General features: G+C 62.8%; 22 protein-coding genes and 1 pseudogene. 10 read left to right on the top strand and 13 right to left on the bottom strand.

The genetic code is table 11. From position 1 onward, the window contains the following. The 5 genes from CFN17_RS15685 to CFN17_RS15665 all read left to right on the top strand — a co-directional run. On the top strand, positions 1-453 hold a 453-nt coding region (locus tag CFN17_RS15685; RefSeq protein ID WP_208748669.1), incomplete at its 5' end, for a VOC family protein. Positions 454-568: 115 nt separating this feature from the next. Next, the gene (locus tag CFN17_RS15680; protein WP_208748668.1) at positions 569-2,029 is read left to right on the top strand and encodes an NAD-dependent succinate-semialdehyde dehydrogenase; all 1,461 of its coding nucleotides are present in this window, start codon (positions 569-571) and stop codon (positions 2,027-2,029) included. A gap of 183 nt (positions 2,030-2,212) precedes the next feature. Continuing rightward, positions 2,213-2,524 carry a 4a-hydroxytetrahydrobiopterin dehydratase gene (locus tag CFN17_RS15675; protein ID WP_208748667.1) on the top strand — a complete coding sequence of 104 codons (312 nt, stop codon included), beginning with the start codon at positions 2,213-2,215 and terminating at the stop codon, positions 2,522-2,524. A gap of 410 nt (positions 2,525-2,934) precedes the next feature. Then, complete coding sequence (locus CFN17_RS15670) at positions 2,935-4,152, top strand: glycosyltransferase (protein WP_208748666.1); 1,218 nt, start codon at positions 2,935-2,937, stop codon at positions 4,150-4,152. 611 nt (positions 4,153-4,763) lie between these two features. Next, positions 4,764-5,984 (top strand): SIR2 family protein, encoded by a 1,221-nt coding sequence (locus tag CFN17_RS15665; RefSeq protein ID WP_208748665.1) that lies wholly within the window; start codon positions 4,764-4,766, stop codon positions 5,982-5,984. A 390-nt stretch (positions 5,985-6,374) separates the two neighbouring features. On the opposite strand, the pseudogene CFN17_RS15660 reads toward CFN17_RS15665, so the two are convergent. Continuing rightward, a pseudogene (locus CFN17_RS15660) lies at positions 6,375-6,566 on the bottom strand (IS3 family transposase); the annotation flags it as partial. A gap of 96 nt (positions 6,567-6,662) precedes the next feature. Between CFN17_RS15660 and CFN17_RS15655 the strand changes: the two are divergent. After that, the gene (locus CFN17_RS15655) at positions 6,663-7,004 is read left to right on the top strand and encodes a hypothetical protein (protein ID WP_208751527.1); all 342 of its coding nucleotides are present in this window, start codon (positions 6,663-6,665) and stop codon (positions 7,002-7,004) included. A gap of 157 nt (positions 7,005-7,161) precedes the next feature. On the opposite strand, the gene CFN17_RS15650 is transcribed toward CFN17_RS15655, so the two are convergent. The 7 genes from CFN17_RS15650 to CFN17_RS15620 all read right to left on the bottom strand — a co-directional run bounded on the left by CFN17_RS15650 (position 7,162) and on the right by CFN17_RS15620 (position 13,791). After that, positions 7,162-7,374: a hypothetical protein gene (locus CFN17_RS15650; RefSeq protein WP_208748664.1), complete on the bottom strand. Its 213-nt coding sequence runs from the start codon at positions 7,372-7,374 to the stop codon at positions 7,162-7,164. A gap of 118 nt (positions 7,375-7,492) precedes the next feature. Continuing rightward, on the bottom strand, positions 7,493-8,890 hold the full coding sequence (locus tag CFN17_RS15645) for an aldehyde dehydrogenase family protein (protein ID WP_208748663.1): 1,398 nt from the start codon (positions 8,888-8,890) through the stop codon (positions 7,493-7,495). Between the two features lie 112 nt (positions 8,891-9,002). Continuing rightward, positions 9,003-10,331: an aspartate aminotransferase family protein gene (locus CFN17_RS15640; RefSeq protein ID WP_208748662.1), complete on the bottom strand. Its 1,329-nt coding sequence runs from the start codon at positions 10,329-10,331 to the stop codon at positions 9,003-9,005. 91 nt (positions 10,332-10,422) lie between these two features. Next, a complete protein-coding gene (locus CFN17_RS15635; protein ID WP_208748661.1) occupies positions 10,423-10,821 on the bottom strand; it encodes a heme-binding protein in 399 nt (132 codons plus the stop codon). A gap of 96 nt (positions 10,822-10,917) precedes the next feature. Continuing rightward, a complete protein-coding gene (locus tag CFN17_RS15630; RefSeq protein ID WP_208748660.1) occupies positions 10,918-11,871 on the bottom strand; it encodes a phosphotransferase in 954 nt (317 codons plus the stop codon). Positions 11,872-12,013: 142 nt separating this feature from the next. Next, positions 12,014-13,141 (bottom strand): N-methyl-L-tryptophan oxidase, encoded by a 1,128-nt coding sequence (solA, locus tag CFN17_RS15625; RefSeq protein WP_208748659.1) that lies wholly within the window; start codon positions 13,139-13,141, stop codon positions 12,014-12,016. A 35-nt stretch (positions 13,142-13,176) separates the two neighbouring features. Continuing rightward, the gene (locus tag CFN17_RS15620; protein WP_208748658.1) at positions 13,177-13,791 is read right to left on the bottom strand and encodes a TetR/AcrR family transcriptional regulator; all 615 of its coding nucleotides are present in this window, start codon (positions 13,789-13,791) and stop codon (positions 13,177-13,179) included. A 217-nt stretch (positions 13,792-14,008) separates the two neighbouring features. Between CFN17_RS15620 and CFN17_RS15615 the strand changes: the two genes are divergently transcribed. The 4 genes from CFN17_RS15615 to CFN17_RS15600 all read left to right on the top strand — a co-directional run bounded on the left by CFN17_RS15615 (position 14,009) and on the right by CFN17_RS15600 (position 18,909). Further along, positions 14,009-14,806: a tyrosine-protein phosphatase gene (locus CFN17_RS15615; protein ID WP_261792220.1), complete on the top strand. Its 798-nt coding sequence runs from the start codon at positions 14,009-14,011 to the stop codon at positions 14,804-14,806. Between the two features lie 49 nt (positions 14,807-14,855). Then, positions 14,856-16,304, top strand: coding sequence for an APC family permease (locus CFN17_RS15610; RefSeq protein WP_208748656.1), 1,449 nt, complete (start codon positions 14,856-14,858; stop codon positions 16,302-16,304). A 164-nt stretch (positions 16,305-16,468) separates the two neighbouring features. Further along, the gene (locus CFN17_RS15605) at positions 16,469-18,079 is read left to right on the top strand and encodes an amidohydrolase (protein WP_222612639.1); all 1,611 of its coding nucleotides are present in this window, start codon (positions 16,469-16,471) and stop codon (positions 18,077-18,079) included. Continuing rightward, on the top strand, positions 18,076-18,909 hold the full coding sequence (locus tag CFN17_RS15600; protein WP_208748654.1) for an SDR family NAD(P)-dependent oxidoreductase: 834 nt from the start codon (positions 18,076-18,078) through the stop codon (positions 18,907-18,909). The genes CFN17_RS15605 and CFN17_RS15600 overlap by 4 nt, the downstream gene beginning before the upstream one ends. A 114-nt stretch (positions 18,910-19,023) precedes the next feature. On the opposite strand, the gene CFN17_RS15595 is transcribed toward CFN17_RS15600, so the two are convergent. Genes CFN17_RS15595 through CFN17_RS15575 form a run of 5 tightly spaced genes read right to left on the bottom strand, consistent with a single transcriptional unit; the run spans position 19,024 to position 25,065 of the window. Then, on the bottom strand, positions 19,024-20,544 hold the full coding sequence (locus tag CFN17_RS15595; protein ID WP_208748653.1) for a carboxyl transferase domain-containing protein: 1,521 nt from the start codon (positions 20,542-20,544) through the stop codon (positions 19,024-19,026). Positions 20,545-20,548: 4 nt separating this feature from the next. After that, positions 20,549-21,778, bottom strand: a complete 1,230-nt coding sequence (locus CFN17_RS15590; RefSeq protein WP_208748652.1) for a CaiB/BaiF CoA-transferase family protein — start codon at positions 21,776-21,778, stop codon at positions 20,549-20,551. A gap of 24 nt (positions 21,779-21,802) precedes the next feature. Then, on the bottom strand, positions 21,803-22,138 hold the full coding sequence (locus CFN17_RS15585; protein WP_208748651.1) for a nuclear transport factor 2 family protein: 336 nt from the start codon (positions 22,136-22,138) through the stop codon (positions 21,803-21,805). Continuing rightward, a complete protein-coding gene (locus tag CFN17_RS15580; RefSeq protein WP_208748650.1) occupies positions 22,135-23,511 on the bottom strand; it encodes an MFS transporter in 1,377 nt (458 codons plus the stop codon). Before CFN17_RS15580 ends, CFN17_RS15585 begins: the two co-directional genes overlap by 4 nt. Positions 23,512-23,562: 51 nt before the next feature. Continuing rightward, complete coding sequence (locus tag CFN17_RS15575; RefSeq protein ID WP_208748649.1) at positions 23,563-25,065, bottom strand: carboxylesterase/lipase family protein; 1,503 nt, start codon at positions 25,063-25,065, stop codon at positions 23,563-23,565. Between the last annotated feature and the right edge of the window lies 1 nt (position 25,066).

Below are 25,066 nucleotides of genomic sequence, written 5' to 3'. Positions count from 1 at the left end.
CCCCGCATGCACCACGTCGCGTTCGCCACGCACGAGAAGCACAACATCATCCAGATCTGCGACAAGATGGGCGCCCTGCGCATCAGCGACCGGATCGAACGCGGCCCCGGCCGGCACGGCGTGTCCAACGCCTTCTACCTCTACATCCTGGACCCGGACGGCCACCGCGTGGAGATCTACACCCAGGACTACTACACCGGCGACCCGGACAACCCCACCATCACCTGGGACGTCCACGACAACCAGCGCCGCGACTGGTGGGGCAACCCCGTGGTCCCGTCCTGGTACACCGAGGCCTCCCTGGTCCTGGACCTCGACGGCAACCCGCAGCCCGTCATCGAACGCACCGACGCCTCCGAGATGGCCGTCACCGTCGGCGCCGACGGCTTCTCCTACACCCGACCCGCCGAAGGCAACGCAGCCGAAGGCTTCAAACTCGGCGTCCAGGTCTAGCCCACAGCCAACTGACGGGATTCCAGTCAGCCACCGACCCCGATGGTTGAGCCTGACGCTACCTCTTCCAACAGGCTCAACCATCGGTCCTAATCATTTCCCAGGAGACCCTCCCATGACCGCTTCGCCCACTCTCTCCGCCGCGGTTTCACCAGACCGCGAAACTTCCCTGCTTGCGTCGGTGCCTACCGGCTTGTTGATCAACGGCAAGTGGCGGGACGCGTCCGACGGCGGGACGCTCGACGTGCACGACCCCGCCACCGGGGAGGTACTCGCCACGCTCGCTTCCGCCACGAGCGCCGACGCCGTCGCGGCACTGGACGCTGCCGTTGCCGCCCAGGGCTCGTGGGCGAGAACGCCGCCCCGGGTGCGGGCGGAGATCCTTCGCCGGGCCTTTGACCTGGTCACCGAACGCGCCGAGGATTTCGCGCTGTTGATGACCCTGGAAATGGGCAAACCGCTCGCCGAAGCCCGTGGCGAGGTCACCTACGGCGCCGAGTTCCTGCGCTGGTTTTCCGAAGAAACCGTCCGTGACTATGGACGGTACCTCACCACCCCTGAAGGCAAGAACAAAATCCTGGTCCAGCACAAACCCGTCGGTCCTTGCCTGCTCATCACACCATGGAACTTCCCGCTCGCAATGGCCACGCGCAAAGTAGCCCCCGCCGTCGCGGCCGGCTGCACCATGGTCCTCAAACCCGCCAAACTCACACCCCTCACCGCCCAATATTTCGCCCAGACCATGCTCGACGCCGGCCTGCCCGCCGGTGTCCTCAATGTCGTTGCCTCCGCCTCGGCATCCGGGGTCTCCGGTCCTCTGCTGGCCGACCCCCGGCTGCGGAAAGTCTCCTTCACCGGGTCCACGCCCGTTGGTAAACGGTTGATGGCCGACGCCGCCCAAAATGTGCTCCGGACCTCCATGGAACTGGGCGGGAACGCCCCGTTCATCGTGTTCGAGGACGCCGACCTCGATGCCGCCGTCGAAGGGGCCATGGCCGCCAAGATGCGGAACATGGGCGAGGCATGCACCGCCGCCAACCGCTTCCTCGTCCACGAATCCGTCGCTCAGGAGTTCACCCGAAAGCTTGCCGCCGCCATGAGCGCCCTGACCACCGGCCGCGGCACCGAACCGACCACCCAAGTGGGGCCGCTCATCGACGCCGGCGCCCGGGACGACGTGCATACCCTGGTCAGTGCCGCCGTCGACGCCGGAGCAGTTGCACTCACCGGCGGTTCACCGGTCGACGGCCCCGGTTATTTCTACCCACCCACCGTGCTCGCGGACGTACCCAACGACGCCGAGATCCTCCGCCAGGAAATCTTCGGACCTGTCGCACCCGTGACCGAGTACGGACTCGCCTCCTACCTCTACAGCCGCGACATCAACCGTCTCGTGCGCGTTGCTGAACAGATCGAGTTCGGCATGGTGGGTTTCAATGCCGGAGTCATCTCCAATGCGGCAGCCCCGTTTGGGGGTGTAAAGCAATCGGGTCTCGGCCGCGAGGGCGGTTCTGAGGGCATCGCCGAATACACAACCACGCAGTACATCGGCCTAGCCGACCCATACGCGTCCTAAGCAGCGAAACCGTCGACCGGTTTGCCGGTGACGTCGTCCCAGGCGGGACCGGCCGGAAGAAGCAATAGACAAGAGCGAGGCCCCAACCGCGTCCGCGGAAAGGGCCTCGCTCTTTAAGCTGCGGCTGAAGGGGTGGTGCCTGCAGGGGTAGCCTCTTCAGCCTTCCGGAGCCATGATGGCACTATGACTGATGCCCAGCGGAAACTGTCCGCCGCCGAGCTCGCCGAGGCCGGGCTCACCGGCTGGCGCCTGACCGGCGAGGCCCTCACCGCCACCTTCAGGACCCGGAAGTTCTCCACCGGGCTGGAGCTCGTGAACCGCATCGGCGCCTCCGCCGAGGAGGCCAACCACCACCCCGACCTCACGCTCACCTACCCCGAGGTCGGCGTCACGCTCTCGAGCCACGATGTCGGCGGGATCACCAGCCGCGACATCGACCTGGCCCGCACCATCAGCGGCCACGCCGCGGACCTCGGGGTCGCCGCCGCGGACTGAGCCCCCGCCATCGGGCACAGGGCCATGGATGGTCGAGGCACTAGGCGGCCTTTAGGGAATCGCTGTTATCAGCTTCTGACGGTCGCGACGATCATGGATTATTGAGTTCACCTTCTTTTCCCCCAACGCGTTGGCCGGCCAAATTGCGGTCCCGCTGCTGCTGTCTGCACCGTCTCTGCGGCCTGCGTGGTGATATGCCGGCCTTCATTGTGGGAGCAGCTCAAGGGCTGCCGTCCGCCGGACTTGGACCGCGTCTTCCTCTAACACTTGTAGTCCGCGGTTCCACAGCAGCCGCACCAGGCCCGAACACGGCACTCCTGGCCAGAGCCTGAGGCCTGCTCCACAGCAAACCAGGCGGCACCATCAACGTGGCCAGACATTATCTTCAGTTACTGAAGATAATGTCTGGCATGGACATAACTTTCGTCGCTAACGACACTCGTGGTGGGGTCGAACCTTATACCGCACTCGCGCGCGAAGCGGCGTCCCGCGGGCATCGGGTGGGCGCCGCTGCACCTCCGGACTACGAGGACCAGTTCGTCTCGGCCGGCGTACGGTTCACACCCCTGCGAGGCGCCGATAGGGAGGCCATCACTGCAGCGGGCGGCCGGGTGTCGATGCGCGAAATGGCCCAGCTCGTGAGCCTGCTCTCCCAGGACTGGGCTCGTGAAACCGCGGAGCTCGCCCAAGGCTCGCATGTGATCGTATCCGGCATCGGCGGGATGGGCCTCGCGCTGCCGGTCGCGGCTTCGACCGGAGCGGCTGTGCTCCGCGCGCACCTGCAGCCACTGGAAGCACCGAGTACCGCCTATCCCGGTCCTCTCGCCCCCGGATTGGACCGCTGGGGTCCGATCGGCCGCCGAGTGTCGCACAACATCACTGCGTCCGGAACGCGGATGCTCCTTCGAATGCCGGAACAAGCTGCCCGCAACGCACTCGGCATCAAGGGCTCGCCTGAAGTAATACTGCCGGAAATTGTGTACGGGTTCAGCAGTGCGGTGGTCCCCGTCCGATCCGATGTCCACACTCGCCGATTGGCGACGGGGTATTGGGCCGTGAGCAGCAAGGGGTCCGCGCCCGATGCGTCGTTGTCGGAGTTCCTCGACGAGCCGGGTCCGGTCGTGAGCATCGGATTCGGCAGCATGCAGACAAATGACCCGGGAGTCTTGCGCGGCATCGTCGACGAGGCCGTCCGCCTCGTCGACGTGCGAGCCGTGCTGCTCACGGGCTGGGGCGCTCTCGGCGGTGGCAGGGACCAGGACGAGCGCGTGTTCTGCGCACCATCCGTCCCTCATGACTGGCTATTCCCCCGGATGTCGGCGAACGTGCACCACGGCGGCGCCGGTACGACGGGCGCAGCGATCGGGGCTGGTGTCCCCACGGTGATCGTCCCGTTCGGCGCTGACCAGCCGTTCTGGGCGCAGCGGGCCCACCGGCTAGGTATCGCACCGAAACCCATACCGCGACGCAGGCTCACCGCAGCGAGTCTGGCCGCCGCACTGGAACAGGCACTAAGCGACGCAGATATGACCGCACGGGCGCGGGAATTGGGGGCCCTGCTGGGCCAGGAAACCGGTGTGAAAAGCGCAATGGACGAGATCGAATTCGCAATGGAGCGGCGCCGGTGACAGGCAGCCTGAACGCTCGAGGCCTCCGCACCATCGCTGCGGTCGAGGAAACACGTACGACGGTGCGTGAGGCGGGAGTCCCTCCTCACCCCTCACGCGGCGGTCGCCCGGCTTAGCCTCCTGCCCAAATTAGGGCCCAAGGAGATCCTTAGGGACAACATCTGGCACTCGCCCGGCTCCGTTGACTGGGCTGCACTCCTCGCTAACTCGACCAGACCCACCCCAGCAGGGCCCCGGTGGCGTGGAAAGCTCCCGGCCCTTCTAATCCCCTCGAGCCGACGCCCGCTCACCTGTCTCATAACCAAGAACGAGTACCACATTTTGGCTACGAAGTTATGAGACATAGTTACGAGAATCGCATGCCGCGCGTACAAGAATCCGTTGAAGATAAGTGGCCGTACAGGTCAGACGTCTCTCCGCGGAAATGAGACGTCTCGTTTCCCAAGCGTTCTGAGGCGGGATGGGCAGCAGACAGTCGAGTCGCATGGAGCACTTTCTGCTTCCGTTAAGGAATATTCTGCCGAAAGGCGCCTATGTGGTCGCCCTTCCGAAAGCGACCGGTTAGAGTCAGCGCTTCAATTAATGTCTGTCGCGATCGCTACACTTCAGCCATGGCAGATCTCGGGGAGCAGATGAAGACGCTAACGTTGCTTGGAGCGGGCGCAAGTATGGATGCGGGGGTACCAGGCTCGACGGCAATGACCCAGAAGATCGTGGAGGCCGTGGATACACCCCACAATCGGCACTACGGCCTGACACATGCTGTGAATTACGCGATCGGTGCGATGATTGCTCACCGCACGGCCAACGGCGCAAATGCCTATGCAGGCATCGATGTGGAAGATCTATTTTCCGCAGTCCAGATGCTGGCGGAACGCGAGTCCTTGGAGATCGCCCCCTTCGTCCAGTGGTCTCCGGCTCTCGCTGGCGTACGGCAGGGTGGTGGCGCTATGCCGGCATTCTTCGACAAGGATTTCCGTGAGGGAATCCTTGAAAATCGGGCTTTCAAGGGCCCCGGTGAGATGATCAAAAAGGCCGTAGAGGCACTGACTGGCAGTAACTCTGCTTCCACGGAACAGCTGTACACCCGCTTGCAGACGGAACTTCTCAACGCGTTGACCAAGCTCGTCAGCGTCACGGATAAAGATGTCGACTACCTTCACCCGCTGCTCCAGACGGGCGATAGGCCCGTGGAAATCGCGACCCTTAACTACGACCGATCCATCGAGCTTCTGTGCGAGCAACGCGGCGTTCAATTGGATACGGGTATCTCCAGCTGGAGCGGCGGGAGCGACTGGCACTGGGAAGACGACGCAGAGGTTCGTCTACTCAAGATTCACGGTTCGATCGACTGGCGGATACATAAGGATAAAGGGCTCGGTGGTCTCTACGAAACCAAAGTGGTAGCGGTCGACGAAACGGACTCCCAGGATTACAGATCAATGCCTGGGGTGGTTTTCGGCGCACGCGGTAAGCTGCGGGCGGACGGACCATTTCTTTCGATGCTGCGAGAATTTGAGAATATGCTTACCCGGGCGGACCGGCTGCTGGTCGTGGGCTATTCGTTTCGTGATGCGCACATCAACGTAGCTCTGACCCGCTGGATCAACTCTTCTCCATTGAGAAACTTGACGATTATTGATCCTGCCTTCAACAATGACCCCCGGGTGTATGACCGCGACAGCTTCTCGGCCCAACTTCTGTCCGCCACGAGCATCTTCGAAGGTGGTCAGCAGGTTAGTAAGTTAAACCTGCGAGTCCTGAAGAGCACCGCGGCTGAAGGCTTGGCCGCATCCGACCTATGGTCCCGATCGCCAGTAGGCGCGACGTAGCGGGTCTGTGCAGACGTCCGGGTCTCCCGGAAACCTCGTGTTTCGTGACACTACGAAGTTTGCATTGAAGATCGGCACAAGTGAGCTGGCTCAGAGTGCTGGGCTGCGAACTCGTCACGACGCAAGCATCCTGCAATTGCCGCCAACGCATCGGAAAGATTTGCAGCAACTTGGGACGAGTCTGAACCCGGCCATGTCCGACTTCTTCCCATCTCGGAACCATGGATTTTCTCGTCAGCGGAGAACTGACCGACGCTGGTCTTGCCAAACGACCCCGGCTCAACGAGCTCCGCTATGCCTGGCATGGGTTGGTCCGCATTGTCCTGTCTGACCCCGGCGACCAAGTCTTTGGTGTTTGGGGACTGCCCCGACTTTTGTTGACTCGGGGTCTTAGGCCGCTAAGGGCGTGGTCCGGTTGATTGTTGCATATTCGATCGGCGTGAGTTTTCCCAGCCGTCTTTGCCGTCGCCGGCGGTGGTAGGTCCGCTCTATCCAGGTCGTGATTGCCAGCCGGAGTTCCTGGCGTGTGAGCCACCGCTGACGGTCCAGGACGTTTTTCTGGAGCAGCGAGAAGAACGATTGTGAGACTTTCAGCATGCCGCGCGGCAAGGTGGTGTCGGTCGGTGTGACCCGCAGAATGAAGAGCTCCCCGGTACGGAAGAGGAGTTCTGCCAAAGCATCCTCGCGCTGATAGCCGACAACCCCGACCTGCAGGTTTTCCAGTACGAGATGATCCTCGAATCTCGGCGTCGGCCAGAGCTCTCAGGGGCCGTGCGGCAGCTCTATGCCAGCTATGTCGCCGCGCTCTCTGCAGGGCTACGTCGGATCGGGTTCGGCAACCAGGGCGGCGCCGCGGAAGCTACGTTCGCCGCCTTGGACGGACTCGTGCTCCAGCTCCTGGCCGGGGTGGACCCCATAGGGGTCGAGAACGCCATCCGGTATCTGTGGGTCACCTTGGGCGGCCAGCCTGCAACCGGGGTCGAGCGCCAAGATAACCTCTCTGGCCCTGTGAGGCTTTAAACACAAAACCCCTCTCACGAGGGGTTTTGTGTGACATTCGAAGAGCTTCTGTTAGAGGGGCATGTGTTTTCATCGCGCTATTTGGCGGAACCCATGCTCGTGGAATCAAGCGAGCGGCAGAGTGCGGGCAGTAGCAGCGTCCCGGTTGCTTGACGTGTCAGGTCATTCGCCAGATTCGGTAGTCGCCCGCGTTCAGGACTTTTCTGTCGCCGCTGGACTTTCTGCGGACCCAGATCACGCCCAGTTCCGGCGCTGTCTCTTCGACGCATAGCGGCTCATGGAAGCACGGGTCGCCTGTAACAGCAACCATTTCACCGGCCTGCAGGACGGACCAGTCCGTTACTTCAACTGTGGGTTTGTAATGCTTCATAGGTCCTCGCCACCTCCTCGTGGGTTGCAGTCTGCGTCGTGTGAGCGCGTACGCGAATTTTGTTGCCCTTGTGCATGGTGAGGCGGCCAGCTGCCCGCCTCACCAACTTCATGTACGGTCAGCCGCTGATGACCTGGGGGACGCCCAGGGCCTTGAGGCCTTCGACGCCGAATTCGAGGCCGTACCCTGATTGCTTGGCACCGCCGAAGGGGACGCGGGGATCCACGGCGCCGTGCTTGTTGATCCACACCGTTCCGGCCTGGATCCGGGCTGCGACCTCGCGGGCGGCGGTGAGGTCGGAGGACCAGACTGAGGCGCCGAGTCCAACGTCGAGGGCGTTGGCCTTTTCCACTGCTTCGTCGACGGTGCTGTAGCGGATGATCGGGAGGGCGGGTCCGAACTGTTCCTCGGCAACCAGCGGGTTGTCGTTGTCGACGTCTGCCACGAGGGTGGTGGGATAGAAATTGCCAGGTTGCCCGGCCTCTGGGTTCCCGCCGATCAGCACACGGGCCCCGGAGTCCTTCGCCGCATCCACCAGCCGGGCAACGATGTCGTATTGCTGGCGGTTCTGCAGCGGGCCGAGGACGTTGTTTTCGTCCAACCCGACGCCCATGGGCATCGCTTGTGCAACATTGGTCAGCTCATCGCAGACGGCATCGTAGATGGAGTCGTGGACGTAGAGGCGTTTGAGGGCGGCGCAGGTCTGTCCGGTGTTGATGAAGGCGCCCCAGAACAGGCCTTCGGCAATGGCTTTGGGGTCCGCGTCGGGGAGCACGATGCCGGCGTCGTTACCCCCGAGTTCAAGGGTGAGCCGTTTGACGGTGTCCGCCGAGGACCGGATGATCGCCTTACCTGTTGCCGTGGACCCGGTGAACATGACCTTGCCTATCGCAGGGTGCGATGCCAGGGCCTCGCCAACGTCCCGTCCGCCGGAGACAACCGACACAAGGTTTTCGGGGAGGGCAGTGTTGATGGTTTCCACCAGGGCCAGCACGGACAGCGGCGTGTACTCAGAGGGCTTGACCACCACGGCATTACCCATGCGCAGGGCCGGTGCGATCTGCCAAACGGTGATCATCATGGGCCAGTTCCACGGCCCGATCGCACCCACGACGCCGATGGGCCGGTAGTGCAGTTCGGCGCGTGTCTCGCCGTCGTCCACCACGGTTTCGACCTCCAGGGGGGTTCCCGCTGCTGCTCGCAGCCAGGCGCCGCAGGCGCCGACTTCGAAACGTGCGTTCGGTCCGTTCAGCGGCTTGCCCTGCTCACGGGAGAGCAGTTGAGCGAGTTCTTCGGCGTTGGCTTCGACAGCATCGGCCGCTTTCAGCAACGCGGCGGAGCGGGCCTCGTGACCAAGGGCAGCCCAAGCGGGTTGGGCTTCCGTGGCAGCGGTGATGGCCGCTTCGAGGTCCTCGACGGTGTGGACCGGTGCTTCTCCAACGGTTTCGCCGGTCGCCGGATCAAGGATGGTCCGGGTTGGGGTGGATGTTGGGGTGAGCAGGCTGTTGGTGTTCATGGTTCCTCCTGGTTAAAAATTGGGGAAATGACTCGGTCATTGCTGTTGCTTGCTGAACTTGTGCGGAGGCCCTGTCGGGGCCAGTGCTACGTCGCTGGTATGGGGAATCTGCTCATGCGGTACGACCTTCGAGTGTTTCCAGGGCCAAGCGAAGCTGTTCGATCATGTACTCGGCATCTTCACGTTCGAAGACCATCGGCGGACGCATCTTGAGGACGTTTTCGTGGCGGCCGATCTTTCCGATAAGAACGCCACGTGAGCGCATCTCTTCAGTAAGTGCCTTGGTGATGGCAGGGTCAGGCGTTGAGTCCTGCGGGTTCACCAGCTCCAGTCCAAAGAAGAGTCCGCTTCCGCGGACATTTTTGATCCGGGGGTTTCCTTTGACTACAGCAGCGAGTTCGTCAGCGATGTACTTGCCCAACTGGTGGGCGTTTTCCAACAGACCTCGTTCTTCCATGACGCGAAGGACGGCAAGGCCTGCTGCTGAGGACACGGGATTTCCTGCGAAGGTGTTGAAGTAGGTGTTGTTTTCACCGAATTCCTCCATGAGGGCTGCCGTCGTGATGACGCCCCCTACGGGATGGCCGTTGCCCATTGGCTTACCGAGAGTGACCAAATCGGGCGTGGTCCCGAAGGCTTGGTGCCCCCACATGTGGGTGCCGATACGTCCGAAGCCGGATTGGACCTCATCGGCGATGACCAGGCCGCCGGCCGCGTGGATCCGGTCGGTGATCGCTTCGATGTAGCCATCGGGGGTTTTCAGCAGTCCCTCGGTGGAGAACAGCGGGTCGTAGAGGATGGCGGAGACGCCGTAGCCTTCTGCTTGGAGTGAGGCTATTGCTGCGTCTACTTCTCGCAGCGCCTCCGTCAGGACACGCTTTCGTTTGGCGGCAGTCAGTCCGGCGGCATCGGGAATGCGGATGGCACGGACGTGGGCGCCGAGGGGTTCCTTGACGTGCAGACCAGTGGTTAGCTCGGCCAGTGACGTTGTGTTGCCGTGGTAGCTGTGGTCGGAAATGAGGATGCCTGTGTTGCCGGTGTGCTGCCTTGCGATCCTCAAGGCCAACTCGTTCGCTTCTGAGCCGCTGTTGGTGAAGAACACGCGTTCCAGTGGCTGATCGAAAAATGAGAGGAGCTTTTCGGCGTACTCCACCACTCCCGAGTTGAGGTAGCGGGTGTGAAGATTGACGGCCTGGAGCTGGTGGGTGATTGCATCCCGGACGGTGGGGTTGGAGTGTCCGACGTGGGGAACGTTGTTGTAGACGTCCAGGTACCGCTTGCCGTCAGCGTCCTCGACCCACACTCCCTCACCGGCCACAATCTCCAGAGGCGTGGCGTAGAACAAGGGCGAGTGACGTCCGATGGTGCGTTCGCGGCGTTCCATGAGGCTTTCCTTGAGGATGGCCTCGGGGGCCGTTTTTATAGCTGTTTCGAGTGTCATTGCTGTCCTTGGCCGTGGGTGCGGATTCGAATCGGGAAAGTGGTTGGGGCGTTGCCGGGCCGGACGGTCGATGGCCTGACCCGGCAACGGTCTAGAGGGCGTTGACGCCGGCGGTAGCAACCAGGTGGTCGTTCTCGACGGTGCTGCCGCTGACGCCGATCGCTCCGATGATGGCACCGTCCTTCGTCAAGGGGATTCCGCCTGGGAAGGTAATCAGGCCGCCGTTGGAGACTTCGATGTTGAACAGAGGGCCAGCAGGCTGGGAGATGGCACCGATGTCTCCGGTGGGCATGTCGAAGTACCGGGCCGTGCGTGCTTTCTTGATGGCGATGTCGATGCTTCCCAGCCAGGCGCCGTCCATGCGGGCGAAGGCTTTGAGGTTTCCGCCGGCGTCCACGACGGCGATGTTCATCAGGGTTTCGGAGGATTGTGCGGCTTCTCGCGCTGCTTCGAGTACCTGTCGTGCTTGTTCTTCAGTGATGTCACTCATGGGTTGCTCCTGTTTAGGTTGTGTCCGTTTTTGGGCGTAGTTGTTTTGGCTGATGGGGAGTCAGCCGTTTTTACCGATGGGGTGGTCTTTGGTTGTCTATACGAGCGCTGCCGGTGTGGCGGCGGTCTTGATCAGCTCGGAGAAGTCGGGGGCTGTGATTTCCCTGATCAGCCCTTCCCAGCTGGTGCGCAGTTCGCCCGCATAGTCAGCGTCGTCGTTCGGCTCGGCATTTCCCATGGCGGTAATCCATAGCCCGCTGTTGGACCAGTGGGCCACCGCCATGAAGAGTCGGGCGCGGGCGATTTTCGTGGGGTCCTCGGTTCCGAAGTAGGCCCGGAACAGGGCGTGGGCCTTTTCGTGGTCGAACCCGTTTTGGGCGGCAATGAAGCCGACTTCGTAGCAGGGGTCCGAGTTGCCGGACAGATCCCAGTCGATGATGTTGTACGTCAGCGAACTGGTCTGCTTGATGATGTTCGCGTCCCAAATGTCGAGATGACAGGGTACGAATTGCGCAGGATCCAGGGCGAGAGCTGTCTCAACACGATCCATCAATGCTTGTATGGCAGCGGTTCCCGGGGGAAGTTCGATGCCTTGCCTTCCCGCCGCCGCCATCCTTTGTTTGGCTTGGTTGAAGGGATTGATGTCGTTGAGGAAGCGGCGTCCGGAGCGGTGAAGCCGGTGGAGCGCTGGTACGAGCCGGGCTATGGAGTCCTCGTCAGCGTTGAGGTTGGGGTGGCCTCCGGTGACGAAGTCCAGAGCCAGTGCCAAAGGTTCGGCGGAGACCGTGATCACCGGCGCGCCGACGCCTATGTCAGCGGCGATTTTCGTGTTTTCGAGCACGACATCGGCAGCGGGCAGAACGCCTACCGTTTCCCAGTAGTTGTTCCAGAGCTTGACGACGCAGCAGCGCTGCCCGTCCTGCACCAGATAGTTCTTGTGTGCTTGGCCGCCCGAGAGCGAACGGGCGGTGACATGACAGCCACCCCATTCCGGGGAGGATGAAAGCACCGCCTCTATGCTGGTGATTTCGGTATCAGGGACGATGGTCATTAGGGTTAGATGTCCTTCGAATTTGGAATGCAGGTGCACTGTGTTGTTGTCGGGGACCGTCCTGGCTGCACTGTTCGCACTGTTCGACGAGCTCCCACAAGCTCTGTAACGGTGCGGTCAGGACATCAACGGAGGCCACTTCTCACGCCTTTGCTGTGGCGAACCGGGAAGGCAGGAACAGACTGGTTTCCGGGCGGGAGATGCCCTCCACATGGTCAGCCAGCATTTCACCGACGGCCGCTGCATAACGGAATCCCCGGCCCATGTCCCCCGTACCAATCACTACATTCGATGACTGAGGGTGCCCGCCGATGACCCAATGCCCGTCCTCTACTTCAGACCACATGCACACTGTGGTGGACACCGGTTTGGGGTCGATGCCTGGAAGCCGGTCGCGGAGAATGTCTTGGATCCGCTCAATGTCTCCGGGACGAAGGTCCTGGCTGAGGTCCTCGGGATCGATCCAGTTTCCCTTTCCGGGGACGGAAAACTTCCACTCGCCGTTGGGCTCAGAGCAACCGTAGGATGGCGCTTCGTCCGATCCTGGCGGCTTGGCGAAGTAGATGGCCGGCTTCGGCGGTCCGTCCTGGCGGAAGTTGGCGAGCACTTGACGGTCCACCTTGTAGGGCAGGTCCAGCTGCATCAGGTGGTTGGCCCGGGCTCCCACGGTCACGACAATTCTGTCGGCGGTGTACTTTCCCCGTTCGGTGTCCACCACGATGCCTGCCGCTGTCTCGTCCCAGCCCAGAACAGACTCCCCTGTCCGCAGGGTTGCTCCTAGCCGCCGTGCCTCGGATTGGAGTGCCTCAATGGCGGGGTGGACCAGGGCAACCGTGCCGTTTGGTTCCCACACAGCGACTTCTTCGTCGGCGATGCGGGCCCAGGAGAACCGTTCGCGCGCGGTCTTGGCGTCAAGGACGTCGTATTCGAAGTCAGAAGCACCCAGGGAAGCGACGGTCTTGTCGAACCACATGGATCCGGGTTCACCGACGAAAACCGTTCCCGATCGCTCCAACAGCCGTGCCCCGGTCTTCGCGGCCAGCTCGTCCCAAAGTTCAAAGGTCCGTTTCGTAAACGTCGTGTATTGCGCCCCGGCGCTGCTGGACTGTCGTGCCAGCCTTGTAGCTCCACCGTGGGAGCCGTGCATATGCGGAGGCGCAAATCGATCCAGGCCCAGCACGGTCTTGCCGCGGGCCGCCAGATGCCATGCCGCCGATGAGCCCCACGGGCCCAATCCGATGACAATGACGTCGTAATGTTGTTCAGACACAAGTTCCTCCGTTGGTGTTTTCGACCCGTGGCGGGTCAGACAGTAGCTCGTACGAGAAGCCCATCAATGAGTAGCCGGACAGCCTCGACAGCCTGCTCGGCGTTCTCTGGTTTGCCGGCTGCACTCGCCCCGGCGGCACGGATTGCCCCGGTAATCGCGGCGGCCAGGGCCCCGGTCGGCGCGTCCTGCGGCAAGGTGCCTTCCTCTTGCGCGTGCTTCAAATCCTGTGCAATCAGATCCTCAAAGGAACGCGACGTTGAACCCAGTACACCTGAGAGGGCCGAGACCAGGTCCGGCCCCATGACCCCGTAGAAACGACCTGCAGGTTCCTTCGTTGCCTCCACCAAGGCGAAGGCCAACGCGGTGATCCTCTCGCCGGGATCGGTGAGGGCATCGCGCAGGCTGATACCCCGCACATAGACGCCATCAGCGATCCGCAGATAGACCTCCCGGACAATCTCATCCCGCCCGCCTGGGAAGTGGGCGTAAATGGTGCCCCGCGAAATGCCCGCCCTCTGGCTGAGGACTTCCAAAGCGGTAGCGCCGTATCCCTCGGAGCCCAGGAGCTCCGCGGCGGTGTCCAGGATGTCACCGCGAGTTCGCATGCGGTTCCGTTCCCGGAGTGAAAGGGGCTTGTCAGCGGCGCTCATTGTTGTCCTTAGTTTGGGTAATGAGGTGATCTGCTTCACATCATTGCACACCTAATCCGAAAAGTGAACAGTCTGTGCAGACTTTGATGGAACCTTGGCGCACCCGCCGCATCCCCAAGAAACATTGAACAGTATGCACAAACTTTGCACTAGTCGCTTAACATCGATTTAACATGTTCTATTGCCGAACGACACATTCAGGGTTTAGCTTTGCTGTATGAAACAGGTCACAGCTGGGTCGGGTGCACACTTGACCCTGCAGAGCGTCCGGAACTTCCGGAGCATCGGTGGTCTGCACGTCCGCGGAGGATCCCGTCTCGCTGAAGGACTTGTGTACAGGAGCGGACATTTCGGTGCCGCGACGAGCCAGGACCGTGAGCTGCTGCGGTCTGCGGGCCTGCACTTCATTGATCTGCGTAACCCGTGGGAATCGCACGCCGAAGACCGCAGTGTTCCTGCGTGGAAGGGCGTCCAGACGCCCCTTCAATCCAAGGACGGCAGGGATGCCGTTCTCTGGTCGGCGGTCCGGGAAGGCCGGCTCGACGAACTCGCCGACACTCTCACCGCCGAAGCAGCCGAAGAGGCAATGCACCGCCTCTACGCGAATGACATCGCTGGCAACCCCTCAGTATTCGCCACCTTCCTCAACTCCCTGGCCACCGGCGACCTGCCGGTGGTCGTCCACTGCTCGGCAGGCAAAGACAGGACCGGCTGGGCCATAGCCGTGCTCCTGACCGCACTGGGTGTACCCGAATCCGTAATCCGAGATGACTACACCCAGAGCTCCTTGCCGGAAAACCAGTACCTTCTCCGCACCACCGCAGGTGATGTCCCACCCATTGACAAGAACCTGCGCACCATCATCACACCCCTGCTGGAAGCCCGACCCAGCTACCTCGAAGCCGCTTGGCGCAGCGTCGAAAAAACCTGGGAAACACGCCGTTCCTATCTCGAAGACGGCCTCGGCGTCACCCCGGCACTCAGCCAAAAACTCCAGGCCCGGCTCCTCGTCTGAGGAACCCCTGCCACGGCTACGGCCGCCCATTTTGTGAAAGAGAAAACCCATGATTGATAACGTCAGCGAGTTGCCGGCAACGATGCCGTCCAACACTCCTGCACCGCAACCAGGTCACCTTCGCACCAATAAACTCGGCGTCTTCGCCATCGCCTTCTTCGTCATCGCCGCCGCGGCGCCGATGGCGGCCGTGGTCGGAACTGCGCCGGTTGTCTTCGCCTCGGTAGGAGGCGCCGCCCCACTCATTTACGCCATCGCGGCTCTGCTCATCGCGCTGTTCTCCGTCGGATACCTGCGGATGAGCCGATTCGTCATCAACGCCGGCGGCTTCGTGGCCTACATCGCCAAAGGCCTCGGCACGCCCTGGGCCACAGCAGGTGCCGGGCTCGCGGTGCTGATGTACCTGAGCCTGCAGGTAGGGCTCTGGTCACAGTTCGGCGTGTTCGCCGGGCAGCTGCTTGAGAGCCTCACGGGGCTCGCTGTTCCCCCCGTCGTGTGGATCATCGTGCTGCTCGTTATCACCACGGCATTGACGATGCGAGGCATCGATGCAAGCATCCGGCTTCTGGCCGTCCTCATCATCGGCGAAACCCTCGTTGTCGCAGCCCTGGTCATCGCACTCGTGGCCAGCAAAGGCCCTGAAGTCTTCTCGGTCTCCGGTTTCACCGCAGAAAACCTCTTCAGCCCGGGCCTGGGCATCGCTTTGCTGTTCGCGTTCCTGTGCTTCACCAGCTTCGAAGCTACGGTCGTGTTTTCCGAAGAAGCAGTCAACCCCCGGAAAACCATTCCGCGGGCCCTTTACGCCGTCATCGCCTTCGTTGGCATCTTCTACACCCTCTCCATTTGGGTTATCGGAGGCGCCATCGGCGTCGATAACATCCAGCAGACAGCAACGGAAGACCCAGCGGGATTCATCTTCAACCTGGCCAGCGCCAGCGGCGGCGACGCCCTGAGCATGGCCATGCAGGTCCTGGTCGTCACCAGCTACCTGGCCATGCTGCTGGGCCTGATGAACATGTTCGCCCGTTACCTATTCGCCCTGAGCCGCGCCGGTGTCCTGCCCACCGGACTCGCCGCAGTCACTAAGGCCGGAAGCCCCGCCCCCGCAGCCCTGACCAACGGCATCGCAGTAGGCATCGTCGTTGTCGCCTTCCTGCTCTTCGGCGCCGACCCCATCACCGTCGTGTTCGCCTGGTTCAGCGCCCTGGCCACCGCAGCATTCATCACAATCCTCATCGTGACCTCCGTAGCCATTGTCGTTTTCTTCGTCCGCACCAAAGACAACTCCAACCTCTGGGCGACCAAAATCGCTCCAACACTATCCACGCTGATCCTTTCGTACATCGGGTACGTGACGATCGAGAACTATGACGCACTCATCGGACCTGACAACGCCGCAGCAAAATGGCTCCTCATCCTCATCCCCGTCCTAATGCTTGCCGGCCTGGTATTCGGCAGGACCAAACGAAACATCGACTACGCCAAAGAGGCCCTGTAGCTCTAGACCTGCCCGACATCAGAAACGACAGGCAGCAGCGCACGTATTTCTCAAACTACGGCCCCGACTACATCGGTGATATGGCACGCCGACGCCCCCCAGCACCATTTGGTATGCCCTTGCGCGTTCCTCGGGGACCCGCAGATGAAAGGAAGGAACCATCCTTGGATACCGCATATGTGAACGGAAAGATCTACACAGTCAATTCCAAACAGCCCTGGGCTGAAGCGATCCTGGTCCAGACCGGAGTGATAACAGCAATAGGAACAGATGACGATGTCCGCCAGCGAATGAGCAAAGACGCTCATCTTGTTGACCTCGAGGGCCGGATGGTCATGCCTGGAATCCATGACGCCCATCTGCACCTGCTTTTCAGCGGGCTAAAATTCAAATTCGAACCGCATCTCAGCCCCGGCGGGGGGCAACAGCAAGCCATCGAGGACATCAAGTCGTGCAACTGCAGCGGACCCGGCGATGGTGCAGGGAACACCTGGGTCCTGGGCGGAGATTTCTTTCCACCCGACTTCGGGCCGGAAGGGGTGAATAAGGATTTTCTGGATGAAGCGTTCCCCGACCAGCCGGTCTTCCTCTACGACTACACAATCCACCACGGACTGGCCAACTCCAAGGCACTGGAACTGGCCGGGATCACTGACGACGTCGTTGACCCTCCGGGCGGACGCTACATCCGCGATGAAGCCACGGGATCACTTACCGGCGAGATGGTCGAGCACGCACGTTGGCCCGTTCTCCGCTCAATCCCCGACTACACTACCGCCATCAACGCCGAGGCCATCGCGTGGGCCGTTTCCGTGTGCCACAAATACGGGATCACCTCGGTTCAGGAGGCATCAGCCTCCCCACAGGCACTCAAAGCATTCAAGGACCTCGACACCGCCGGAGCACTGAATATCCACATCGCGGCCCACCTTGTCTGGAGAGACGAAGGATTCGGCATGGCCAAACTCGAAGACTTGGAATCCATGATCCAAAACCGAGCGGAGTGGGCAACCAAACACGTCGACACAAACTTCATCAAGGTATGGCTCGACGGCGCACCCCTGCCACCACACTTCACCCAAGCCGACCTCACGGAGGACGGAACCGTGGACGAGTCAAGCATCTTGGTCCCACAAGAGGAGTTCCTCACCCGGCTGACAGAGTTCGATGCCGCTGGGCTGACGGTAAAAATCCACTGCGCAGGAGAGGGCTCCACCAGACGCGCACTGGATACGATCGCCTCGGTCCGCCAGACCAACGGACCCGAAGGACCACGGCATGAAATCGCCCACGCCGGCTTCATCGAAGCCAACGACTACGGCCGGCTGGAAAAGAACAATGTCGTCGCCGAAATGTCCCCCGCAATCTGGCACGTCCCCGAATACGGCCTGATGGACTACTACCACTTCAACAGCGTCCTCAAACACCAAGCCCACATGACCGTAGGCTCCGATTGGATCATCACACCGGACCCGAACCTTTTCCCCGCGCTCCAAGGCATGCTCCAACACGGCTCAGAATCCATCGACCTGGACACCGCAATCGAAGCCATGACCATCAGCGGCGCCCGCGCAGTCAACCAGGAAAAGCACCGCGGCTCACTGGAGACCGGAAAATCTGCTGACTTCATCGTCCTTGACCGCGATATTTTCGCTGTAGACGCCGATGAAATAGGTGCCACGCAGGTACTTCGTACCGTCTTTGAAGGCGAAACAGTGTTCCTCCACGAACGCCTGGAAGAACAGCCACGAGCCACCGTCGGGAGGACCGCATGACCGGCAACGTCGCTATCGTTACCGGCGGTGGCACAGGAATTGGGGCCGCCTCAGCAGCAGTGCTGCGAGACCAAGGCTGGGAAGTAGTTGTCTGCGGCCGCCGCCAAGACGTCCTGGCCGGGGTCGCCGATGCAACCGGAGCCCACCCCGTTGTCGCCGATGTCGCCTCCGCGGAGGACATGGAGCGGCTTGTGGCAGAAACCGTGGAACAGTTTGGAGGCCTTAACGGTTTGGTCCTGAACGCCGGAATTGTGCGTCCCGGAAGTGCCGGGGATCTTTCCACCGAGGACTGGGATGCCATGGTCAGGACTAATCTGACCGGTCCGTTCTTCCTAGTCCGGGCCGCCCTGCCCCACCTGGTTAAGTCTGAAGGCGCCATCGTGGGTGTGGCTTCGGCAGCGGCGCTTCGTGCTACGGCCGGGATCGCCGGATACGACGCCACCAAGGCAGGTCTTGCCATGTTGATGCAGTCGGTCGCCGTCGATTACGGTCCCCTCGGTATCCGGGCGAACGCGGTCTGCCCAGGCTGGACACGGACCGAGATGGCAGACATGGAAATGGGCGAGTTCGCTGAGCAAATCGGTGTGGACCGCGAAGAAGCGTACAGCCTTGCCACCGCCTTCGTCCCCAGCCGACGCCCTGCGACATCCACCGAAGTCGCCAATGCCATCGCCTGGCTGCTCTCCAGCCAGGCCTCATACATCAACGCGGCCACGATCCCAGTGGACGGCGGGCTCATTGCCGTCGAACCCGGAGCCATAGCATTCGACCCACGCGTCAGAATTGGCCCACCCGCTGGTGAAGCCCTCAGCACCGCCTCTCACAGCTAAAACCACCCTTCGAACAAACCCGTCAGGACGGGTCAACCAAGTGTGCACACGTTGCCGGGCCTCGGGAACCGAATGGTCCCCGAGGCCCGGCATCGCCACCTCAGCGACCGGCACTCAAAGCGCCGGATTCAAGGCATCCAGCGCAAGGAATCTGCGAATGCGTCGGGCGGGAAAATCCTGGGATGGTTTCAAAGCCAGGCCGGACAACTCATACTCAATGGCCGTGCCGAGGCGCCGGCAAAACGCTGCGCTCTCGAGCGCAGCGTCCGGGCGTTCGCCCACGAGATGATCGACGATGCCCCATTGGTGGAGGGCCGCGACGTTGACCTGTTGCGCTTGGGCTACGGCAGGTGCCTGCCCGGTGGTGCGGTACAGAATGGCCGAGGCACCTTCGGGGGGCAGCGGTGAGAGCCACGCGTGGTGGGCAGCGATGGTCCGGTCAGCCGGCAACAGCGCCAAGGCTCCTCCCCCGGCGCCCTGCCCCAAGAGCACCGAAACGCTTGGCGTCTTCAGCCCCACCAGGTCATAGATGGAGTGGGCGATCTCCCCGGCCAGGCCGCCTTCTTCGGCTTCCTTCGAGAGGGCCGCCCCGGCGGTATCAATCACCGTCAGCACGGGAAGCCCGAGTTCTTCTGCCAGGTGCATTCCGCGGCGGCCCTCCCGGAGTGCAGCTGGTCCCATGGCTGGCTCATCGTTTGTGGTTGGCCTGGTGTGGCCGATCACGACACACCCGGCTTGCCCGAAGCGTGCCAGGGCCAGCAGGAGCCCGGAGTCTTTTTCCCCTTGCCCGGTGCCGTGCAGTGGGAGCACGTCCGTCGCGGCGTGGGCAAGCAGCTCCCGCAGGCCGGGCCGTGCCGGATTGCGGGAGATTGTGACCGATTCCCATGCCCCGGCCCGGGAGGGCTGGACCTGGAGGGTCTCCGGTTCAGGGAGTGCCGGACGAGGCTTGGCGAGCATGGTAGCCAATGCCTTCGCGACAGTGTCAGCGACGTGCTCGGGAGGGACCACGGCGTCGATGAGTCCGTGGGTGAGAAGGTTTTCGGCGACCTGGACGTTCTCGGGGAAAGGGGCGTTGTGGAGGGCTTCGTAGACCCGGGGGCCGAGGAAGCCGAGCATCGCTGAAGGTTCTGCGAGGGTGAGGTGACCCAGGGAACCCCAGGAAGCCATCACTCCACCGGTGGTGGGGTGGCGCAGATAAACAATATAGGGCAGACCGGCCTGGCGGTGGGCGCGGACGGCGGTGCTGATCCTGACCATGGCGATGAACGCGATGGTGCCTTCCTGCATTCGTGTGCCGCCGGAGGCTGGAGCGGCCAGCAGCGGCAGTCCTTCCCGGGTGGCGCGTTCGACGGCAGTAACGATCCGTGCCGCTGCGGCCAGGCCGATCGATCCGCCCAGGAAACGGAATTCGCTGACGATCAGGGCCACGCGCCGGCCCTGGATGGTTCCTTCTCCGGTCAGGACTGATTCGTCGACGCCGGTTCTAGCCCGGGCCGCTGACAGGTCATTCGCGTAGTCGGCTCCACACGGGGGATCGGTCACGGGCTGGTCCCAGCTTCGGTAGCTGCCGGGCTCAATGATGCAGTTGATGAGTTCAGAGGCGTTCAGGCGCCGGGTTTGTTGATCAACTGCCATGGCTTTAGCGTTCCCCCGCGGACATCACCGGTTCGTTGTCCGGGAGTCCGAGCCATTCCCTGATGCTGGTGGTGTGCTGGTTCAGCAGCGGCGGGGCTGTATGCATCGTTGGGGTGGTTTCCTCGTCACCGTTTCCGGTGAAGAACCGCAAGGGCGGGCCGGGAAGGGAGATGCTACCGAGGATGTCATGGTCCACGTTGATGAGCAGGCCCTGGGATGCGAGCTGGTCCCATTCATAGACCTCCGTGAGGTTCCTGACCTTCCCTGCCGGGATCCCGGCAGCGTTCAACGTCGACAGCAAGACTACGGGTTCGTAGTCAGCGAACGCCTGCTCAATTACGGCGGTGAGTTCGGCCCGGTTCCTGACCCGGTCGGCGTTGCTGGCAAAGCCGGTCCGGTCCGGGTCGATGCCGAAGGTGGTGGCGAAGGCCTGCCAGAGTTTCTGGCTTCCCACGCTGATTTGGACATGTCCGCCGTGGCAGCGGAAGAGCCCGTAGGGGGCAATGGAGGGGTGGTGGTTGCCTTGGGCTTGCGGGGTTTCGCCGGCGACGGTGGCCCGTGTTCCCTGGAAGGCATGGACCCCGACCAAGGCTGCCAGCAGTGACGTGCGGACGGTCTGGCCCTGACCGGTCTTCCCGCGTTGCAGCAACGCAGCGACGGTGCCGAAAGCGCCGTAGATGCCGGCGAGCAGGTCTGCGATGGGCACCCCGACCCGCTGGGGGTCATCGGGTCCGGCTCCGGTGAGGGACATGAGTCCGGCCTCGCCCTGCAGAATCTGGTCGTAGCCGCTGCGGTGGGCTTCGGGTCCGTCGTGGCCGAAACCGGTGATGGACAGGACGACCAGTGCCGGGTTCAGGGCGTGCATGGTCGCCGGCGGGAAGCCCAGCCGGTCAAGGACCCCCGGGCGGAAGTTTTCGATGACCACATCGGCGCGTTCCAGCAGTTCGCGCAGCACGGTGCGGCCGTCCTCGCTTTTCAGATCCAGGGTGATGGATTCCTTGTTGCGGTTGCAGGAAAGGAAATAGGTGGCCTGCGGGTCATCTACGGGGCCAACGAAAGGTGGCCCCCAACTGCGGGTATCATCGCCGGTGACGGGGGTTTCGACTTTGATGACGCGTGCGCCGAGGTCGGCGAACATCATGCCGGCATGGGGGCCGGCAAGGGCACGGCTGAGGTCAACGACCAGGTAGCCGGCCAGGGGCCCGGTCCTGCTCGTGGAGGGTGTCTCGTTCATGAATGTCCTTCAAACGTGGTGCGGTCAGGCCCGGTAGGCCCAGTGAGCAGTGAGTTGGCCGTGGTCGTTATAGCGTTGGACGGCCAGGCCCGGGCCGTGATAGCTGATGCCGGCCAGCGGGTTCTCGTGGTCGTACGTGTAGGTGACGAGGGGGCCGTTGACGATGACCTCTTTGAGGTGGAACCGGGTGACACCGGCGCCGTCGTTTGCGAGGGCGGTGACGGCGCCCAAGCCCTTGTAGGTTTTGCCGAGATCAACGATCGTGTATTCAACGTCCGGGGCGAAGGTGCTGATCAGGGGTTCCGCGTCGCCGTAGTTGTAAGCGGCCATCACCGCACGGACCGTCACTTCGAGGTTCATTGCTTACTGCCGGCGGTCGGTTCAAGCGGTACCGTGCCGGGCTCCAGGTTCCCGGCAGCGGCCGGCGTCGCGGCTGGGGCCTTGAGCGTCAGCGCAACGATGGCTCCGATGACGGCGACCCCCGCAATGACGAGCAGCGGGGCGACGGTGTTGCCGGTCCAGTCCTGGCCAAGGCCCATGACGTAGGGGCCGAGGAAGGAACCGATTGATCCGACCGTGTTGATCAGTGCAATGCCGGCGGCCGCGGCGGCCATGCCGTTGAGCTGGAGGTTGGTGATGGCCCAAATGATCGGTCCTGTGGCGGTGAAGAACGCAGCCGCCATGGAGATTCCGGTCAAGGTCGCGACGGTCTGGTTGCCGGTGGAGACGCTGATGACCAGCCCGGCCGCGGCGATGACCATGCCGATCACCAGGATCCGGCGGTGGGCTTGGGACTTGTCGCAGTAGATGCCCACAAGGATGGTCGCGGCGACGGCGGCGACCCAGGGGATGGAGGAGAGTATTCCGACGGCGGCCACGTCGGTGACGCCGGTGGATTTGAGGATGCTGGGAATCCAGAAGATCACGGCGTAGATGCCGATGTAGTTTGCCGCGAGGATGAATCCCAGGATCCAGACACGCTTGTTGGTGGCGGCCTGCTTGAACCGCTTGAAGGCCGGTTCTGCTTTGTCTGCGGTGGTAAGGGACCGGAACAGGACGGACTTTTCAGTGTCGGTGAGCCAGCGGGCGTCTTTGGGGGTGCTGGAGACAACGAAGTAGAAGACCACACCCATGATGATGGCGGGGGCGCCCTGGATGATGAACAGCCACTGCCAGCCGGCCATGTCGGCGGTGCCGGCGAAGCTGGTCATGATCCAGCCGGACAGGGGGCCGACGAAGATGCTTCCCATAGGCCCGGCGACGACCAGCAGCGCAAGTGCCTGGGCGAGTCGTTTACGGGGGAACCATTGGGCCAGGAAGTAGACCATGCCGGGGTAAAAGCCGGCCTCGGCGATGCCCAGCAGGATGCGGGCGCCGTAGAACTGTTCGGTGTTCTGGACGAAGCCGGTCAGGATGGTCACAGCACCCCAGGTGATCATGATGCGGGCGATCCAGATTTTCGCACCGATGCGTTCCAGGATCATGTTGCTGGGGACTTCGAAGAGGACATAGGCGAGGAAGAAGATCCCGGCGCCCAGGCCGTAGGCGGCGGCGGAGAGGCCGATGTCGGCGCTCATTTGGAGTTTGGCGAAGCCGATATTGACGCGGTCGATGATGGCTACCGCGTAGCAGATCGATGCGATGGGCAGCAGGCGCCAGGCGATCTTGCGGTACAGGGCCCGGGGCAGGTCTTCGTTGACGATGCCCGATTGCGGGATGGTGGAGGAAGTCATTGGGGGCTCATTTCACGTTGTGGCCTGAAGGGGTGGAGCTGCCGGGCCTGGTCAGGGAAGGTCCCACCAGGTGCCGGGGGTCCACTGCATGCCCGACCAGGCTTGTCGTTCAGCGCTGTGGGGGTCCGTTTCGACCGTGGATTGCCGGTCGAGGATCATGGTTGTTCGTTCTGACGTGTCGTACTCGGGCCAGTAGGGCAGCCCAGGTGCGTCGGGTTTTCCGCCATGGATGAACGCGGCCCAGGAGGCCCGCATCCCGGCGGAAAGGGAACGGAGTTCACTGTCGGCGTGGTCCAGACCGATGTCCCAGACATAAGGGACGTCGGCGCCGTGGAAACCCCACTTGTCCTGGGGCGCTCCCGGGGTGGGGGCATCGAAGCGGTAGCGCCAGCACGGGCCGTGACTGGTTTGGGCATCGAGCAGTCCGATGGTGGGGATTCCGTAGCGTTCATCGGCCATGATGGCCCGGTGCACGGTCCGCTGGTCAGCTTCCGGGCGGGACGCCTGGTAGATGAAGTGGACGGCGGCACCGCGGATTCCGAAGATTTCCTGGAGGACCCGGGGGGTTTGGTCCGCGGCCGAAGGGTCGGCGACGTCATAGCTTCCGGCTTCGTTCCGGGTGACCCCGGCCATCATGCTGATGCCCGCGGCCCGGCCTGAGGCCAAGGCCGCCGTCGGCGTCGTTGGCAGCACCGTTCCGTCGACCGTGGGCCGCCAGAGCCAGGTTGCGCGGACCCCGGTGGCGATCTGCTGCTGGGCCTGGAGCAGGACGTCGGCAGGGACGCTCAGCAACTGTGCCGCGTCCTCGGCGTCCAGTCCCAACACGGCCAGGAGCGTGCTGGTGAGCTCGGCTGCGCCTTCCAGGGTGTTGACGTGATCGCCGCCGCTTTGGACGATGGCCCGCTGGAAGGTCCCCTGCGTTTCCGGTGCGGCCATGAGGTTGGCGACGCTCTTGCCGCCCGCGGAGACCCCGGCGATGGTCACCCTGTCCGGGTCCCCGCCGAAGGCTGCGATGTTCTCCCGGACCCAGCGCAGGGCCGCGATTTGATCCAGCAGGCCGGCGTTGACCGCGGGAGCGTACTGCGGGCCCAGCAGGTGGTCAAGGCGCAGGAATCCCAGCGCACCGAGACGGTAATTGACAGTGACGACGATGATCCCATCCTGTGCCAAGGCCACGCCGTCGCCGATGTAGTTCGCGCCCGATCCCCAGATGTATCCGCCGCCGTGGAACCACACCAGCACCGGCGATGGTCCCTCGGCCTTCACAGGGGCCGTGACGTTGACGAACAGGCAATCCTCACCGAACGGTGTATCAGCATCGGAGGGCTCGGCTCCCCCGGGCGGCACCAGCTCCGGGGTCAGGACCTGGGGTGCGCGGGTACCGAAGGAGGAAGCGTCGATGGCGCCGTCCCAGTGCTCGGGTCTGGCAGGGGCCCGCCAGCGGCGCTCACCGGTCGGGGGTGCTGCGTACCGTATGCCGCGCCAACTGACCGTCCCGGCGCCGCTGGCCACTCCCCTGAGCGCTCCGTACCTGGTGTGGGCGATTGTTTCCATC

Source organism: Arthrobacter sp. PM3 (genome assembly GCF_003352915.1).
Classification (GTDB): domain Bacteria; phylum Actinomycetota; class Actinomycetes; order Actinomycetales; family Micrococcaceae; genus Arthrobacter.
Note: the sequence above shows the minus strand (reverse complement) of the source record. Positions and strands in the feature narration are given on the sequence as shown.

Bases quoted from the DNA above. Each gene is read 5' to 3' on its own strand.
- CFN17_RS15615 (WP_261792220.1), top strand. From the start codon at position 14,009: ATGAAACAGGTCACAGCTGGGTCGGGTGCACACTTGACCCTGCAGAGC.
- CFN17_RS15630 (WP_208748660.1), bottom strand. From the start codon at position 11,871: ATGACCATCGTCCCTGATACCGAAATCACCAGCATAGAGGCGGTGCTT.
- CFN17_RS15635 (WP_208748661.1), bottom strand. From the start codon at position 10,821: ATGAGTGACATCACTGAAGAACAAGCACGACAGGTACTCGAAGCAGCG.
- CFN17_RS15670 (WP_208748666.1), top strand. From the start codon at position 2,935: ATGGACATAACTTTCGTCGCTAACGACACTCGTGGTGGGGTCGAACCT.
- CFN17_RS15675 (WP_208748667.1), top strand. From the start codon at position 2,213: ATGACTGATGCCCAGCGGAAACTGTCCGCCGCCGAGCTCGCCGAGGCC.
- CFN17_RS15575 (WP_208748649.1), bottom strand. From the start codon at position 25,065: ATGGAAACAATCGCCCACACCAGGTACGGAGCGCTCAGGGGAGTGGCC.
- CFN17_RS15590 (WP_208748652.1), bottom strand. From the start codon at position 21,778: ATGAACGAGACACCCTCCACGAGCAGGACCGGGCCCCTGGCCGGCTAC.
- CFN17_RS15645 (WP_208748663.1), bottom strand. From the start codon at position 8,890: ATGAACACCAACAGCCTGCTCACCCCAACATCCACCCCAACCCGGACC.
- CFN17_RS15640 (WP_208748662.1), bottom strand. From the start codon at position 10,331: ATGACACTCGAAACAGCTATAAAAACGGCCCCCGAGGCCATCCTCAAG.
- CFN17_RS15585 (WP_208748651.1), bottom strand. From the start codon at position 22,138: ATGAACCTCGAAGTGACGGTCCGTGCGGTGATGGCCGCTTACAACTAC.
- CFN17_RS15650 (WP_208748664.1), bottom strand. From the start codon at position 7,374: ATGAAGCATTACAAACCCACAGTTGAAGTAACGGACTGGTCCGTCCTG.
- CFN17_RS15610 (WP_208748656.1), top strand. From the start codon at position 14,856: ATGATTGATAACGTCAGCGAGTTGCCGGCAACGATGCCGTCCAACACT.
- CFN17_RS15680 (WP_208748668.1), top strand. From the start codon at position 569: ATGACCGCTTCGCCCACTCTCTCCGCCGCGGTTTCACCAGACCGCGAA.
- CFN17_RS15580 (WP_208748650.1), bottom strand. From the start codon at position 23,511: ATGACTTCCTCCACCATCCCGCAATCGGGCATCGTCAACGAAGACCTG.
- CFN17_RS15600 (WP_208748654.1), top strand. From the start codon at position 18,076: ATGACCGGCAACGTCGCTATCGTTACCGGCGGTGGCACAGGAATTGGG.
- CFN17_RS15620 (WP_208748658.1), bottom strand. From the start codon at position 13,791: ATGAGCGCCGCTGACAAGCCCCTTTCACTCCGGGAACGGAACCGCATG.
- CFN17_RS15665 (WP_208748665.1), top strand. From the start codon at position 4,764: ATGGCAGATCTCGGGGAGCAGATGAAGACGCTAACGTTGCTTGGAGCG.
- CFN17_RS15595 (WP_208748653.1), bottom strand. From the start codon at position 20,544: ATGGCAGTTGATCAACAAACCCGGCGCCTGAACGCCTCTGAACTCATC.